Origin of the sequence: Fuerstiella marisgermanici (assembly GCF_001983935.1) — a bacterium.
Taxonomy (GTDB): Bacteria; Planctomycetota; Planctomycetia; order Planctomycetales; family Planctomycetaceae; genus Fuerstiella; species Fuerstiella marisgermanici.
This window is the reverse complement of record NZ_CP017641.1, coordinates 7777412-7794770: the sequence shown is the minus strand read 5'-3', so window position 1 is coordinate 7794770 and position 17359 is coordinate 7777412. Positions and strand designations below refer to the sequence as shown.

The following is a 17359-nucleotide window of genomic DNA, read 5'->3' as shown; positions in this document are numbered from 1 at the left end:
TCGCCCGCCTGTAGCTCTGGCGCACTGAACCACAGCAGTCTGCCCCGACCATGTCCATTCGATTTACGCAGAAGGAGCCACGATGTTCAGTCGCCGTCAGTTCATCGGAACGATCCCAGTCAGCGCCGTTGCTGTTTCATCGATTCACATGCAGCAACAAATCAATGCTCAGGACGCGCCGGGTAACTCGACTGAATCCGCTGACCTGATCGCCAGCCCACCGGTCGTGCAAAATCCGCGAAGCAACGGTTTTGGCGTCAGCATCGCGGTGAAGAAGTTAGCCACGGCCTGGGTTGAGTACGGTTTTTCGAAAGACGACCTTGCGTTTACGGCAGTGGCCAGTCACCACGGTTTGATAAGCGCCGACAGTAGCGCGCTGCATGTTCGTGTTGAGCACGAGGAACCTCTGCCGACCGACCGGCCAATCTTCTACCGCGTCGTGGTTCAGACACTTAGCTATAACAATGCGTATTCTCTGAAGCGTGGCGAGCCTCAAGCGACTGAGACGTATGTACTCCGTTTACCAGCCGCCAACACGAATCGCGTTCGCATCGTCAGCATCAACGACACGCATGAGAACCTGGAAACGATTCGAGCCTTGCACGGCGAAATCGAAAAACTGCAGCCGGATTTATTGATCTGGAACGGCGACAGTTGCAACGACTTCGACGTGGCGGACGAACCACAACAAATTGTGCTTAATCCCGCCAAAGACATCAGTCAATCCTGGGCAGCCACGCGACCGCTGGTGTTCAGCAACGGCAATCATGACGTGCGAGGCCAGCGAGCACGCGAAGTCATCAAGAGTTTCGCGGGCTGTTGTGAATCGGCTGAGCTGCCGTATAACCAGGCACTGCGTTTCGGGCCGTTGGCCTTGATCACGCTCGACACGGGCGAAGATAAGCCCGATCACCATCCAGTGTTTGCCGGTACTGCCGCTTACGAACCTTACCGCCAGCGTCAGGCAGCCTGGCTGGAGCAGATTCTCGAACGCCCCGACATCAAGACTGCGCCGTTCAAGATCGTCGCGTGTCATATTCCACTGCGAGGACTCGCCGGCCAGAATGACGGAACAACATTAGACGGATAGGCCAGCTATAGTGGTTTCGGCGCGAAGCTCTGGCTGCCACTATTAAAGCAGGCAGAATGCCAGGCGGTTTTGTCGGGGCACATGCACAAAGACCGCCTTGATCCCGCCACGCCTGATATGCCTGTGCTGCAGTTTGTTGGCGGTGGCCCGAAGCCTGAGCAAGCGACACTGACCGTGGTCGATGCTCAGCAGGACGGTGAAAAACGATCACTCAACATTCGCATCGTTGATCTGCAAGGCAGTTTACTGCATCAACGTCAATGGAGCTGAGCTCCGGCCTTCGCCACCAAATGGCTGACCTCGTTCTTGTACAACGTTTCGAAGGCAACGCGGCCAATGTTGGCTCAGCGTCTGCGTAGACAAGGCCGCTCGCAAAAGAGCGGAATCACAGTGTAGACTTCTTCTTCAGTGCTCGATGATTCACTGGGAAAACATTCAGAAAGTTGCGCGACCGATGAGTAGCCAATCCTTCCGCCAATGCAGACAGCCGGCAAGGTCGACAATACTGTCAGGGACAATTGCCACTTTCGCGTTGGCGTTCTGCGCCGCTAGCTTCTGCGTTGCAAACGATCGGCAGGCATCGCGTCCGAATGTCATTCTGATCATGGCAGATGACCTGGGGTTCTCGGACCTTGGTTGCTACGGCGGCGAAATTGACACGCCAAACATCGACCGGCTGGCGGAACAGGGCATGAAATTTTCGCAGTTCTATAACTGCGCCGTGTGTCGTACGTCGCGAGTGTCCCTGCTGACCGGACTGCACCCTCGGCGCATCAAAGGCAGAATGCTGCACGATAACATGACCACGCTTGGTGAAGTTGCACAGTCGGCGGGGTATCGGACCAGTCTGATCGGGAAATGGCATTTCCCCGTCACAAAGCCGATGGACAAGAGCCGGCTGCCGACGCGGCGCGGATTCGAACGCTTCTACGGGCTGGCGGCCGGGTGTTGCAACTACTTCAATCCCGCTATGCCGTTCCCCAAGTTCTATCGCGGGCAGGGACCGGATCCGTTTCTTGAACAGGAAACCCCGGTCACACAATTTCCGCCTGACTACTACTCAACAGATGCGTTCACAGATCGCGCTGTTCAGCAGATTGAAGAATTTTCGCAAGCCGCCGACAAACCACCATTCTTTCTGCACCTGTGCTACACCGCGCCTCATTATCCACTGCATGCGAAGCCACACGACATTGCAAAATACGAAGGGCGTTTCGACGACGGCTACTTCAAGATAAGGGAGAACCGCCTGAAACGACTGAAGGAACTGGGCCTGGTCGATCCAAAATGGAAACTGTCAGCACCGGATGTTTCACAAGGCAAACTGGCTTATGACTACGCCGTCACGCCGTGGGATCAGATCGAAAATTTGCCTCGCGAACGACGGCGCATGGAGGTCTACGCGGCCATGGTGGATTCCATGGATCAGGGTATCGGTCGTGTGTTGGCAGCGATTGAAAGTGCAGGCATCGCCGACAATACCTGCGTGATGTTCCTTTCTGATAACGGCGGATGCGCGTCGCATTCCGGCTATCATGATGGCGAGATTCGCGAGCAGCACGAGACTTACAACAAAGAACTTCCCGGCAGCGTCAACACCTATGACTATGTCGCTCAGGGATGGGGCTGGGCGCAGAACGCACCTTTTCGGCGCCACAAAGTCTGGACGCACGAAGGAGGAATTTCCACACCACTGATCGTCCGCTGGCCGAAAGTTGTGTCGCCGGGAGTGTTGTCGCACCAGGTTGGACACGTGGTTGACATCATGCCAACACTTTTGGAAATCAGCGGTGCGCCGTATCCCGAACAGCGAAACGAAGTCGCCGTGTTGCCGATCGAGGGACTTAGCCTGTTGCCGGTTTTTCAGGGAAAGGAACGGGCAGGGCACCCGTCGTTAAGCTGGTATCTGTACGGCAATCGAGCTGTGCGTCAGGGAAAATGGAAACTCGTCTGGGGCAGCAACGTCAGAAAGTGGGAACTGTTCGACATGGAGCTGGACCGAACTGAAACCAATGACCTGGCGTCTCAGTACCCGCAGCGTGTCAAACAGATGGAAACGGACTGGCTGCGATGGGCAAAGAAAACCAATGCCCCTCTGAAGGGCACGTCGCTTTAGCTTTGAACGCTGGCGATAACCGACCATCTGGCTGGCAACCAATTCCAGCAAGAGTGTCTCGCCCCCCAATCCCCAGAAACGGATTGCCCTGCTGTAGGCAACGGTGCTGTGCATTTCATGTGACCGTCACTTAGCTCTGGCCAAATTGAACCGTCGTCAGATGGTCGCTGGTTCAGCAATGCCTGCCGAACCGCCAGTAATTCGTTGCCCCACCGTTGATTTCCTGTATCGGTGACGGCGCCTTAACACATTCTTAACCCATACTTCACACACCGCTCACGAAAGCAACCAACATCCGTCAGCGTGACGCTGCAGCCGCGTTCACACTCGATGAGTCAGACTTAGTTCTCTCGGAGACGACATGTTGGTATTTGCAAAACGCGTTCTACTTTCAGCCCTTGTGATGGGGCTGGCAGGTTGCGGAACAGAGCTTCCGCCCGACCAGCGACAGGTGTTCCCCGCGTCCGGTACGGTTTCTTTTCAAGGTAAACCGATCCCCGACGCCACAGTGCGATTGCACCCCGTGAAACCGCCGGATGACGGCAAGCCCGTCTACATTTCTCGCGGCCGAGTCGAAGACGGCGGCGAGTACTCGATTTCGACATACGCCATCGCGGACGGTGCTCCCGCCGGAAAATACCGCGTTTCGCTTAGCTGGCAGGGACCTTTGAAAGGCCTGTCGGAAGACGAAGTGGACCAGCTTCGAGAGCGACTGCCGCGTAAGTACACGTCTCCAGACACATCCGGCCTGACCGTGATGATCACGGAAGACCAAAACCGTATCCCCGAAATCACGATTCAATAGTTTCGACGCTGACAGGGCCGACGTTCGCCGAACCTCCCCCAACTTCTCTGTCAATCTGCAACTCGATCGCCGCGCCAGACGCGGCCTTCACGCAGACACTGTTCATCAACCGAAGAAAGACTCAAATGAAATCACTTCGCCGCCACTCACGTGGATTCACTCTGATTGAGCTTCTGGTCGTCATTGCGATCATCGCCATTCTGATCGCACTACTGCTGCCAGCCGTTCAACAGGCTCGTGAAGCAGCACGCCGAACACAGTGCAAAAACAACATGAAACAACTGGCTCTTGCTCTTCACAACTATGAAAGCACACACACGACGTTTCCGCCCAGCCGACTCGAACCAAATGTCGAAATCGAAGACAACCCCGGCAACGAAAGTGCCTACCAGTCATGGACGACGATGATTCTTCCCTACATCGACCAGGGCAATCTGGGGAATGCGATCAACTACGAACGTGCGTGGAGCTCTCTGCAGAACCGCGATGCGGTTAGCGTGCCGCTGCAGACAATGATCTGCCCTTCGACTCCGGGAAGCGACCGTACCGATCCGCACTGGGTTTTCGGTGCTTACGCGGGCGACTATGGTTCTGTTAACGAAGTGAAAAAGAAGGTTTACACCAACGTATTGGGAATCCCCGATCCCGGCACCTGGTCTCGCGCTGGCGTACTGGCAAAGGGTGTAAAAAACAAGTTGCGAGACGTGACCGACGGCACATCGAATTCCATCCTGCTGGCCGAAGCAGCCGGGCAACCTGTCGTTTACACGGCTGCCGGTGCCATGAATGCCGCTCGATTCGCAGCCTATCAGGACGACAAGATCGCGGACCTGGGCGGAAGCTATGCACCAGCCGATGGCACGGGCTGGGCTGACCCCGACTGCGGATTCAGTATCAACGGAGCCACAGCGGATGGCCTGGACAAGTACGGTCCCTACATGATCAATCGCATCAACGTGAGCGAAGTCTTCAGCTTCCACACCGGCGGAGCTCAGGTAGCACTGGCCGATGGCTCTGTTCGTTTTGTCACGGAGAACATCGACACGACGTTGTTTGTCGGTCTCTGCACGCGAGCCGGCGGCGAAGTGCTGGGCGAGTTCTAAACAGGCAAGTGACTTTGAGCAGTTTCCCTGTTGTTGTGGCCGGTTGAGGCTCGTGGGAAACAGCCCTCATAGGCCGAAACGCCTGTTCCGGGGCCACAAGTCAGCGAGATTTTCTTTAGGCCAATCGAGCGACCGTTCGGAAACTCTTCCGGCGGTCCCTCGAAACTGCACTCGCAGGCGGTAAGCCTGTCGCCCATTCTTACTCCAGCGAAAGCCCTTCCCGATGTTCTGTCAACTTTTTTTCGTGCCACGACGGTTTACTCGTGCAACTCTGGCCCTGACCATTGCGGTGCAATCCGCCGCTGTTCAACCGTTGTCAGCCGGAGAACGTGTTTCGTCCCCGCAGTTGATTGGAATCGCTCAGCTTGAAGGATCGTCCAGTGATCGATCCGGACAGCAGGACAAGCTGATCAACGGTGTGCCGCACAATCGCCTCGGCGGTTTTTCAGCACTGGAATACTCCGGCAAAGGACAGCGCTATGTCGCGTTGCCGGACCGAGGCCCGGACGACGGTGCCACCGGGTATGAGTGTCGTTTTCAGGTTCTGGACATCATCGTGAATCCAGAAGACTCTCCGGCCGTGAAGACGAAGCTGGTAGAAACCGTGCCCCTGACCAATGAACAACGGTTGCCATTTACAGGCGACGCAACAGCCTATGCGGCCACGGCGGCACACGCAGGGCGCCTTGACCCGGAGGGCTTTCGGTTCCACTCGTCCGGACACTTTTTTCTGTCCGACGAATACGGTCCGCAACTGATGGAATTTGACGCAAACGGACAAGCACTTCGCGATTTCACATTGCCTGATCATTTGACGGTGCGGCATCCTGCCGGAACGAAAGACAGTGAAAACGCGCTGAACAACACGGGGCGAGCTTCCAACAAAGGCATGGAAGGACTGGCCCTCTCGCCAGACGGCAAGCAGCTGTACGGTCTAATGCAGCACGTGTTACTGCAGGACGGTGTGCGTGACGAACGAGGCCGACCGGTCGGGCGAAACTGCCGCCTCGTGCAAGTAGACGTTGCAACTGGCGACGTACGCGAATATGTCTACCAACTGGATTCTCCAACAAACGGCCTCAATGAGATTCTTGCGATCAACGACGAAGAATTTCTGGTGATCGAACGAGATGGTTTGCCCGGCCAATCGGCGAAGTTCAAAAAGATCATGAAGATCAGCCTCGCCAATGCAACGCCGATTCAAAATCCGGGTCAGCTTCCTCTGGAACTACCCGATACAATTCAGCCGGTGGCGAAAGAAGTCTTCATCGATTTCCTGTCCCCCGAATTTGACCTGTCCGCTGAGCAGATACCGGAGAAACTGGAAGGGCTGACCTTTGGGCCTCGTCTTCCCGATGGCCGAAGCTGCCTGGTCGTCGCGTCCGACAACGACTTCGTGGAGTCTGAACCAACCCTGATTTATGTGTTCGGCCTTCAAACAGATCATGAGGGTTAAGAACCGGTGCAAAAACTTGCAACAGCGGCCTGAGCTGCATTCTGAATGCAACTCCGGTCGCTGTTTGCATATGATGGCGTAATGGCAGCACAAACGACCGAGTTCATCTCCATCGCAATTTCGCGACTGGTCAATGAACTCCGCGCGATAAACTAAATCCAACTTTGATTTTCACAAGGCCTCTCGGTGCGAACGTCCCGCCTGTTCTGGAAGCTGTTCCTGATTTCGGTGGGAATGAACCTGATGCTGGCCATCGCGTTCCTGCTGATTCTGATGTCGGCGCAGCGCAGCGAAATCAATCGACAGGTTGAACAGCGACTCTTCGAGACAGCCGTTGTGCTGCGAAGTCACGCGGCCCAATTGACGAACGACGTGCTGGACCAGGCTTCTTCTGAGGACACACGCGAGGCCAGTCGGAGGAAGCTGCAACAGCTGATAAGCCAACTGGCTGGGGAAACCGACACTCGCCTGACTATCGTCAATGCAACAGGCGAAGTTCTTGCGGATTCCGATCACGATCCGTCAACGATGACAAGCCATGCAAAACGGCCGGAGATTGTTGCGGCCGCGGCCACAGGCAAGGGAACAGCAACCCGAGCCAGTCCGACTCTGCAGATCGACATGTTCTATCTGGCGCTGGCAATCGAGACTACGTCCGGAGATACAGCGTTTGTTCGAGTTGCCGTTCGGCTGAACACAATCAACCAACGCGTGGCCGCTGTCGAGCGTTCATTGTGGGCCCTCGCATTGCTTTTTGGAGCCATCGCAACTGGGTTGACGTATGTGATCGTGGGAAGAATCATCACACCTCTGGCGGAAGTCACAAACCGCGCACAGGCGATCGCCAACGGCATCGACGAAGCCCCCCTGCCAGTGCGGAGTAATGACGAAATTGGTTTTCTTGCCGCTGCGTTCAACCAAATGCAGTCGGAACTGGCCAGGCGGTTTCGACAGCTGAGAGGAAACAACGAACAGCTTTCGACCGTGCTGGGCAGCATGCATGAAGGTGTTATCGCGGTCGACGCTGACCAGCGAATCGTCCTGGCAAACGACGCCAGCAAATTGCTGATCGGCTTTGCCCCGGACAGCGAAGTCGGCCGCCCGCTGCAGGAAGCAGTGCTTAGTCGTCGGCTTCATAAGGTGGTCCGCAAGTGTCTGGAAACCGGTGATCCGGTTCAGTCTGAATTTGAATCAGTCGGCGAAACGCGCAGAGACCTGGCCGTTCGAGCAACCTGTCTGCCTGGTGACCCACCTCCCGGAGTGGTGATGGTACTGCATGACATCACAGAATTGCGCCGTCTGGAAAACCTGCGACGCGAATTCGTTGCCAACGTTTCTCATGAACTCAAGACGCCGCTGGCGTCTATCACCGCCTACGCCGAAACACTTCGCCTGGGCGCGATGGATGATCGGGAAAACAACATCCGGTTCCTGGTTCGCATCGAAGAACAGGCCGAACGCCTGCACCAACTGATTCTGGACATGCTGCAAATTGCGCGTGTTGAATCGGGGGAAGAAGCATTCGACATCATTCAGGTATTGATCCGCCGCAGTGTGGAAGGCTGTTGTGCCCGTCATATTGAACCAGCTCAGCGAAAACAGATTGATCTGTTGATCGAAGCGCCTGAAGAAGATCTGACGGTGCTGGCCGATGAAGACGGCCTTGATACGATTCTGGACAACCTGATTGGCAACGCGATCAAATACACGCCCGAAGGTGGTCGAGTCTATGTACGGTGGCGTGACGAAAACGACTTCGTTGAAATTGAGGTCCAGGACACCGGTGTCGGCATCGCGCCCGAACACCAGGTGCGGGTTTTTGAGCGGTTCTATCGCGTGGACAAGGCCCGGTCGCGGGAACTTGGCGGAACCGGTTTGGGACTGTCAATCGTCAAACACCTCTGCCAGGCGTTTGGTGGGTCTGTGACACTAAAAAGCGTTGAAGGTGAAGGATGCACGTTCCGTATACGGTTGCCCAAAGCTAGAATGAACTGCCAATCGGCGTAATCGAGGCTACGCCAGTGTTTCTTAATCGTTTCTTTACACTTGATTCTTAATAGTACGTCGCCGTCACGGCACAACGAAACACGCAAATTAGAATTGAGCGATGGCAAAAACGACTGTCCTGATTGTCGAAGATGACCGATCGTTGGCGGAAGTCATCATGTACAACCTTCAGCGCGAAGGGTACGAGGTACTTGTGGCCCACGACGGACAAGACTGTCTGACTCAGGCTCGAGCCAAACAACCTGACGTGATCGTGCTGGATCTGATGTTACCGGTACTCGATGGGCTTGAGGCATGTCGACAGTTGCGAGCCGATGCCACCACCAGAACGACTCGCATTCTGATGCTGACTGCTAAGGCGGAAGAATCGGATCAGCTGATTGGTTTCGGCGTTGGTGCCGACGATTACGTCACCAAACCATTCAGCGTTAAGATCCTGCTAGAACGCGTCAAATCGCTTTGTCGTCGCGACGCCGATTCGCAGGCCGTCCCGGTGATTGCCAGCCAGGGCGTAACAATTGACCCTGTCCGGCATCGAGTGACAGTCGACGAGAGCGTTGTAAATCTAACGCGCAGTGAATTTCGTTTGCTGGAGTGCATGTTGCGGCAACCGGGACGCGTCTTTACTCGCAGCGAACTCATCGATGTCGCCCTCGGCGACGATGCGTTGGTGTTTGAGCGAACGATCGATGTTCATGTGCGATCGCTGAGAAAGAAACTGGACACTCACGCCGACGTGGTTCAAACGGTTCGCGGCTTCGGGTACAGATTTCGCCACCCGTCAGATTCTCGATAGATCACGCTGCCTGCTGGTGCCAGCGATTCTGAATCAGCTTTGGCTTAATGCACCGCCAGTCGGCGTCCAGTCAACCGCCGCGCTCACGAATGCTGCCAGGCGGCACTTATTCATCATCCGGTATCAGGCGAGCCAACTGACGGTCGATTTCTTTTTGAGTCACACGCTGAAAGTCGACGTTGGTCAATGATTCTGCGATCAGCCCGGCGTGCTCATCGTGAGCCCGTTCAAATTCGCGAGCGAGTTGATGCATCCAGTCGGGCGGTTCGATTCCGGACCCCAGTCGACCTTCCATAAAATCGGCAATCTCCTGTCGCAATATGCGAAAGTGGTCGGCCGCTTCTTCTTCTGACACGCCACTCAATCCGGGGCTGCAGCGACCGACGCGAGCCGTCATGCGGTTGACAGATAGAGCTCCCACGATGCGTTCGTGCACATGGTCGTGCAGCGTAGGAAGCTGGACGCCGTATTCCGTTTCCAGATCCTGCAACTCATCGACCAGCGAATCGGCCACTTCGAAGGTTGTGTCTCGCAGTTCCGCTTCAATCTCCCCGGCGAGATCGTCCGCCCCGAAACGCACGGCCGCTTCGTGAGCAATCTGGTACGGAATGTTGTTCCAGTTAAATCGGTCGTACAACGATTCCAGCCGTAGAAAATCCAACAGGCAATACAAGCGGTTGCCGTAATCAGAATGCGTCGTCGTGGTGTTGTATTCCAGAAATCGGTCGAAGTTATCGACGACGGCTTCGTAAACAAATTCCATCATTTCTGTGGCTTCGTCACGGCCGATCACACCGGCGGTCACGTCGTCCACGATTTTCACTGGCTGTACAACAGAGAGATTCTGCTCGAGTTCGTCCAGCAGCGAATCCGCCCCGTGATGCACGATGGCTCGCGCATTTCCCAACGTCAGCATACGTGTGTGAAACAGATCTTCGCCGTAAGTTTCGATAAACTCACGCACTTCGTCAGCTCGGTCGCTGTCGTTCAGTTCTTCCACGACCGAAAGCCGCATCGAACTGCTGTGAGCCGACCACAATTCGCGATACGCGTCCAGCAGACGTTGCAATCGGCGAAACACGCTGCGACGTTGGCGAGTGGTTGACGTTTTCCAACGACTGGCTGCGTGCAACAGGGCTTCGACAGAACAGGCGAGACCAATGCGGAACAGCCGGTCGAATTCTGTGACGGCCTGCCCAAGCGGCCGTGACGTGCGCTCCATTTTGAAGGCCGTTTGCAGCAGACGGTACGTTTCTTCAATCAGGCCCAGTCGAGGCAACTGGCTTAGCAGCATGCGAATAACGGCCTGCAGCGTGCGAGCTTTCAGGATACCGGTCGGCTGTCCGCCATGCTCAAACGGAACATACAGCAACGGACGCCGCTGCAATGCCGTTGCAAAACGACCAAAATTTTCACGCACGGTCGCCGCGTCGCTGGTCAAAACGGCTCGCAGCATGACCACAAGCTGCCGATCAAAATCGCGACCTGACCCGGGCAGATTTTCGCCGTCTGCGAGAACTGAACACAGCATGCGTTCAGCCATCAGAAATTCGACCGTGGTGGAAATCGCATTCTGCATCAGCAAAAAACGCGACTGCATCTGAATGTCGTACTCAATGTTGGCGTCGAGGTCCGCCGAATACGTTTTGATTTCGTGATCGCGGACTTCTGTGACCAGATGCCCCAGCTCTTTTAGAAAGAGGCGAATGGACGTCAGCCATTCCCGCAGGTGTTGCTGCTGCTCATCCGTATCGGCAGAATCCTGTGCCCGCTGCGACAGCGCGACTGCTGCGCTGCTCCACAATGACCCGAGCGTGTGCAGGAACTTCAGACGTGGTTCGATCTGCCGATAAATGACTTCAAACTCCGTCGTGCCCGGCCCGTAGCCTTCATCAACGGTGTCGGAATCGTTGCCGTCGTCGGCGCTGTCGCGAAAGACAACGTCGTCATAAGCGGCTTGAAACAGATCTGACTCCTCGTCGCCGTCTTCATCAAACAGGTGGTCAAGGTCCAGTCCGCCATCGTTGTCGGCTGCGGATTCCTGATTGTCCGATTTCCGATGTCGATCAACATATTCCTTCAGCGAGGGCACCTCCCAGAACGCACCCGCGTTGGCTTCCAGAAACGCAAACAGTCGCCTTAGCATCTGCCACTGTTTCGCGTCATCGTCGTTCTTGTTGATCGTTCGCAACAACCGGTGCAACAGGTTGTGCATGGAATGGCTGCCGGATTCCAGCCCCATTTCTTCGGCCAGACTTAACCACTGCATCAGCAGTCCCATGGCCGCTACACCGTCGCCGCGGTCGAGCAACGCATGAACCACCTGAGCGAAACTGCGAGGCGATTCGAAATGGCCAACGTGTTCCCGCCAGAACGAAATATCGCCTGCAGATTCTCCGGCCGTGCGCCATTCGGTCAGCGCGGTGGCTACGTGTTGAGCGGCCTGCAATGATTCGCCGCCACGCACTTCAGGCAGGTCAGATACAGTGGTCGTGGCGTAGCTGTCCCATTCTTCGGCCAGTGTCTGAAAATCACGTTCCACAGAAAAATGAAGTTCTCGCTGTCCGGTCGCCGCCGCTTCGGCCATGATCGCTGACGATGCGTCAAACAATTGCTCAATCACTTCGATCAGCACTTCGACGCGGTTATCCGGAATGGCGTCTTCCCGAGCCACGAACAGCGGGAACATGCCCTGGAAGCCAAGAATATTCCATGGGTCCACCAGGGCGCCGCAATGGATGCCTCGGTGCAGCAGATCCAGGCATTCTGTCAGCAACGTTCGAGCGGTCGCCAGATCGCTGGACCGGACAGCTCGCTGAATAAGCATCAGTCGCGACTGAATTTCGGATTCGAATCGCGCCGACGCACACGGTATGACGGTCGCCTCTTCGCAGGCCGCTTCTTCAAATCCGAGTGAGGCATAAAACGTTGCAAGGTGCCGGTGCTGGACCTGACTGGCACCATACTGAGACAGGTACATGTTCAACTGATGCCGCACATGCCCGAATGGCTGCCTCGATTCCTGAGCACTCATCGTAAGCCGCTTGCGGCGACTGCCGGAACTGGTTTCGAGGAGTGATTGATAAAAGTGATCTCGTTGCCGAGCGACCATGGGCAACAGTGACGTCAACGAAACGGAGGAATCGTAAGTCTCCGGGCCCGCGCCGCTGATAGCCGACGCCATCAAAATCGTGCCTGCCAACACGGCCGATGCATCAAACAATCGCTCTTCGGCGGGAATGCCTGAAGGCGCATCCATCCAACGCTGCAACGATTCCAGAATGATACGCCGCACGACAAAGCGGCTATAGAAGCCTTTGGTGTCGATCGTTTCCGGGTCCCATTCGCCAAACATGTAGTTCGTGCGTTTGTTCACCGGATGCAGGTGATCATGAGCTCGAATATCCAGGCACAGTTCTTCCAGTCGGTCGAGACTGAAGTGAGCCGGACCGGTCATGTCTTCCGGAAGATTGCCGATAAAACCGAGCGTCGCTTCGATCAGCCTTCGGTACGGTCCGGCCGCCACGCCGACGCCTTTAAGATACAGCGGAGCAGGGCAGAACCGTTCGTGGTCATAGACCTGCATACGACGGCCGTTTTCCAGGATCGCAACAGGCCGGTAGCCCACATAGTTATTCAGTCGCTTCAGCGCGGCCTGTGCCAGTGCCGCAGAGTCGTCCCATCCCGTTTCGTGACTCGCCGCCAGCGTGGCTTCAAAAACCAGGGCCAGAAAAAATGGCTGACGAAAATCGTCCGGTTGAAGGTGGAACAGCAGGTCCGCGTGATGTTGTCGATAGGCCGGAATGACGACGTCAATGGCCGAAACAATCGCTCGTTCGGCTTGAGCGACTTCCTGAAATGCAGATTCCCCAGCCTCGGCCAGCGTCTTCAGTTGCTGCAGCAGCTCCACCTTCAAGTCCTGAGGCAATTCAGGCAGGTCGGAAGTCGTCAGAATTTGGTTCAGGCAGACACGAAATCGGTTGCCGGGCGTGCCGTCAGAGAAATTCAGATAACCCAGCAGGTCACGGAAACACTGCTCTCGCGATTCGTTATCTGTAGCGGTGCGGGACATTCGGGAAACTTTAAGGGAACTGAAACGACGGCGAAATTGTGGGCTGACAACAGTATTGTTACGGCAACGAGATCGCGGTGAACCGCTGATTTTGCACTTCGACTAATGGACTCATGTGTGGTGCTGTTTGAACCGCTGGAGGACGTTGACGCAGGCTCATGAAATCGTGCCAGATTTGGTGCGAATTCGCGTCCATTTACTGGTGTCACTGTGTCCAATAAATTCGATTTCGTCAACCGGCAGACAGCAGTGGCATGGCCATCGACAGGATGATGGTCATGGTCAGGCTAACACAGCCCAGCACGATCAACAGCGGCGTCCACGTTTTTAAGGCTTCGGTTTCTGAAAGGCCGCTCATTTTCGCCACGATCCAGAATCCGCTGTCATTCATCCACGACCCTATCAGTGATCCGGCACCGATCGCCGTACAGATGTAAACCAGATTGAACCCCAGCTCAGCTTCCGTCAGCCCGAAGGATGCCATCATGCTGGAAACCGTAATCATCGCAGTCGTGCTTGACCCCTGAGCGACCTTCAACAAGGCCGCCATTCCGAAGGCCAGAAACAGCGACGTCAGGCCGACGGCATTGCTGTCTTCAAACAGAGCTTTGATGTCGACGGCGATGTTGGTCACTTTCAGCATCGACCCAAAAGCACCACCGGCCGCCGTGATCAGAATTACAAGACCACCGCTTAGCAACGCGATTTCCACAGCCGTCGAAAATTCTTTGCCGGTCGGCTTCTTCCAGCGAACCCATGTGATCAGTGCCAGCGTCATGGACAACAAGAGTGCGAGGCCCGGGTTGCCGGCGATTTCGGTGTACGGCTTGATGTCGTTAAAGGAATTAGGAGAGAACGGAATCGCTGCGGTATTGCCGTCCTCAAGCTTCTGCTGCGGAGTCACGTGAACCGTGTCGCCCACGTCAGGTAAATCCGCGTAGTGCGACAGGTCGATTCGAAAGGTCGGATTGTTTTCCGCACTGGCCAGTAAAGACGCATCGTCGACCTGAATCACTTCTGCAGTGACATCTTTGACCTGCAATGTGTCGACAAGGGTGTCACCCGAAATCAAAATCACGGGTAACACGACAGGCAACAACGCTTCCCATAATGGCACGGGAGAACTTAGCTCCGTGGGCTCGGTATTCTCAAGATCACGGGCGATTCCGCCGGTGGTTTCGTCCTTGTCCTCTAACGATTCGATCTTAATTCGCTTGTCGAGAAACGTGGCGAACAGGATACCGGACAAAGCCGCAGGAAAAGCGACAAGGCTGCCAACAAAAATCATCAGCCCGACGGGAACCCCTAGCCGGACTGCCATGAACAACGGACCTGGTGTCGGCGGCACCAGAGTGTGCGTAATTGCGCCACCGGCAGAGATGGCCAATACATACAGCAAAAAATTCTTCTTCGTGTTGGCATACAACGATCGCGCTAACGGCACCAGCAGATAAAACACGGTGTCGAAAAACACCGGTACGGACAACACAAACCCGCTGCCCATCAGCGCCCACGGAGCTCGCTTGACGCCAAGGACACTCAGAAATGCCATCACGATCCGGTCAGCTGCACCGCTGCGCATCATGGCTTCCCCGATGACGGCGGCGAAGCCGATGACCAGCCCGATCTTGCCCGCCGAACTTCCAAACTCGCGGGACACGCGATCCAGCTTTTCCTTCATCGACACCGGCGGCGCTTCGACACCGTCGACAGGCTCCGGGTCAGCGGCCAGAAAGCTGACCGCGATTGCGGCCACGATCAGGGCGATAAATGCATTGATTCGCAGGCCGATAATCAGCCCCAGGACGATGAGTATCCCGATCGTGACAACGAGGAAGGAAGACATAAGCACAGCTTTTGTTGATGTTGAGGGATGATCCCAAGACAACGTTCCAGGTTGAACGACGGCTCGCAAGCCTGCCGTGCGGAACGAGTCGTAAGACTGTTCCTGAGTTTCACATTTACTTCGCGTACTCGATCGTTCGGGTCTCGCGCAGCACGGTTACCTTGATCTCACCGGGATACGTCAACGACTGTTCGATCGCGGTTGCAATATCGCGAGTCATCTTTTTGGCCTGACGATCGTTGATCTGTTCGGCGTCCACGATGATTCGAATCTCACGTCCGGCCTGAACGGCGAACGCCTGCTGGACTCCAGGGAAACCGCAGGCCAAACCTTCCAGCTCTTCCAGACGTCGCACGTACTTTTCCAGCGTCTCGCGACGAGCTCCCGGTCGAGCGGCCGAAATCGCATCGGCAGCCGCAACCAGCACCGTGTAGATGTGTTCGGGACGAATGTCGTCGTGATGCCCAAAGGCGGCGTGGACCACTTCTTCGTTTTCGCCGTAGCGTTTCAGCAGTTCCGCACCAACGGCGGGATGACCACCTTCCATTTCGTGGTCCGCCGCTTTGCCGATGTCATGCAGAAATCCACAACGTCGAGCCAGCGTGCCATCCAAGCCAAGTTGCTCAGCCAACAGACCAGTCAGGTGAGCCACTTCGACGCTATGCTGCCGTACGTTCTGGCTGTAACTGACTCGAAAATGCAGCCGGCCCATCAGGTACACGATCTTTTCGTGCAGGCCACGAATGCCGACTTCTTCGCACGCTTCCAGACCCAGTCGACGAATGTGTTCGTCCATCTCCTTCTGAGTCTCCGCAACGATCTCTTCGATGCGAGTCGGATGAATGCGGCCGTCCTGAATCAGCTTGACCAGCGATAGCTTACCGATTTCACGACGCACAGTATCGAAGGCCGAAATGATGACCACGCCTGGCGTATCATCGACGATCACATCAACGCCGGTTTCCTTTTCGAAGGCTCGAATGTTGCGGCCTTCGCGACCGATGATGCGACCCTTCATTTCGTCGTTCGGAATGTCGACGGTGGAAACAGCGATCTCAGAAGTATGAGCCGACGCATACCGTTGGACAGCCATGCCAATCACTTCACGAGCCTGGCGATCACATTCCGTTTTGACCTCTGATTCATGCTTCATGATCAGAGCGCCGACTTCGTCGGAGAGCTCGGTTTCGAGGCGTTTCAGCAGCAACGACTTGGCTTCGTCGTGATTCAGTTCGCTGATTTTGTAAAGCTGTTCCTGTTCTTCCTTCAGCAGGCGGTTTAGCTCAGTCTGTCGAGCTTCCATCGCTTTGGCTCGTTCCGCCAGCTTTTGCTGCGTCGTTTGCAGCATCTGTTCTTTCTTGCGGAAGTCGTTGTTCTGTTCTTTGAGCTGGACTTCGCGAGTGTCGATTTCGCGTTCTCGTTTTCGTAGTGCGTCGCGGGATTCTTCGAGCTTTAGTTCCAGTTTCTCCCGCCGCTTCAGCATTTCCTCTTTGAGAGCAATCTCACGATCTTTGCGGAGATTGTCGGCATCGCGAGATGCCTGTTGCAGAATCTCGTCGCGTGTCTTGTAGGCGCCGCCTTTGATGATGCGATCAACAAAGAAGCCCACAACAAGACCAACGACGCCCGCCACAGCGGCGCCGATATATTCCATGGAAACGTCCAGTTTAGAAAAAGACGGTTCCTGCTAACCGACGCAATGTCGGTAGACTCAGCGAGACAGCATCCAGTGCGGATTGAAAACGGGCACGGAGTGGCGATGAACAGCGGCGTCGTGCGAGGACCAATTCGTCGGCTGCAATGCACACTTCATCGACGCCCCTCGCACCGGAACGCGAAGCTCCGGCCGAAACAGAGAACGAAGCCATTCCGACAGGCTGATCGCAAATACGGCGGGCCTGACGGAACTGGTGCAATCGTCGCTATCTATGCTCGACCAATCGTCGGGCAGCGAACACACCGAAACCGTCCGGCACTTCCGCAGCATCAGTGCAAGGAAGAGCAGGGTCAAAATGAGCGGGAACATTTGTACAGCATGAACGCAGTGAGGCGAATTTGGTCGCAAGCT

At 55.7% G+C, this 17359-nt stretch carries 11 protein-coding genes; 8 read left to right on the top strand and 3 right to left on the bottom strand.

Features of this window, described 5'->3' with window-relative positions:
• The first annotated feature begins 82 nt into the window (after positions 1–82).
• The 8 genes from Fuma_RS29290 (at position 83) to Fuma_RS29255 (ending at position 9373) form a co-directional block, all read left to right on the top strand.
• Positions 83–1090 (top strand): metallophosphoesterase family protein, encoded by a 1008-nt coding sequence (locus Fuma_RS29290; RefSeq protein WP_077027238.1) that lies wholly within the window; start codon positions 83–85, stop codon positions 1088–1090.
• An 81-nt stretch (positions 1091–1171) separates the two neighbouring features.
• Complete coding sequence (locus tag Fuma_RS29285) at positions 1172–1360, top strand: hypothetical protein (protein WP_077027237.1); 189 nt, start codon at positions 1172–1174, stop codon at positions 1358–1360.
• Between the two features lie 184 nt (positions 1361–1544).
• Positions 1545–3206, top strand: a complete 1662-nt coding sequence (locus tag Fuma_RS29280; protein WP_083732661.1) for an arylsulfatase — start codon at positions 1545–1547, stop codon at positions 3204–3206.
• Between the two features lie 361 nt (positions 3207–3567).
• Positions 3568–4011, top strand: coding sequence for a hypothetical protein (locus Fuma_RS29275; protein ID WP_145944442.1), 444 nt, complete (start codon positions 3568–3570; stop codon positions 4009–4011).
• Between the two features lie 125 nt (positions 4012–4136).
• Positions 4137–5114 (top strand): DUF1559 domain-containing protein, encoded by a 978-nt coding sequence (locus Fuma_RS29270; RefSeq protein ID WP_077027235.1) that lies wholly within the window; start codon positions 4137–4139, stop codon positions 5112–5114.
• A 223-nt stretch (positions 5115–5337) separates the two neighbouring features.
• Entirely contained in the window at positions 5338–6570 is a 1233-nt protein-coding gene (locus tag Fuma_RS29265) for an esterase-like activity of phytase family protein (protein WP_077027234.1), read from the top strand.
• Between the two features lie 186 nt (positions 6571–6756).
• On the top strand, positions 6757–8577 hold the full coding sequence (locus tag Fuma_RS29260) for a HAMP domain-containing sensor histidine kinase (RefSeq protein WP_077027233.1): 1821 nt from the start codon (positions 6757–6759) through the stop codon (positions 8575–8577).
• A 100-nt stretch (positions 8578–8677) separates the two neighbouring features.
• Positions 8678–9373: a response regulator gene (locus Fuma_RS29255; protein WP_077027232.1), complete on the top strand. Its 696-nt coding sequence runs from the start codon at positions 8678–8680 to the stop codon at positions 9371–9373.
• Positions 9374–9479: 106 nt separating this feature from the next.
• Here Fuma_RS29255 and Fuma_RS29250 read toward each other — a convergent pair whose 3' ends face one another.
• The 3 genes from Fuma_RS29250 to rny form a co-directional block, all read right to left on the bottom strand.
• Complete coding sequence (locus tag Fuma_RS29250; protein ID WP_077027231.1) at positions 9480–13445, bottom strand: hypothetical protein; 3966 nt, start codon at positions 13443–13445, stop codon at positions 9480–9482.
• 232 nt (positions 13446–13677) lie between these two features.
• Positions 13678–15291 carry a GntP family permease gene (locus Fuma_RS29245; protein WP_077027230.1) on the bottom strand — a complete coding sequence of 538 codons (1614 nt, stop codon included), beginning with the start codon at positions 15289–15291 and terminating at the stop codon, positions 13678–13680.
• Positions 15292–15406: 115 nt separating this feature from the next.
• On the bottom strand, positions 15407–16945 hold the full coding sequence (gene rny / locus Fuma_RS29240; protein ID WP_077027229.1) for a ribonuclease Y: 1539 nt from the start codon (positions 16943–16945) through the stop codon (positions 15407–15409).
• Between the last annotated feature and the right edge of the window lie 414 nt (positions 16946–17359).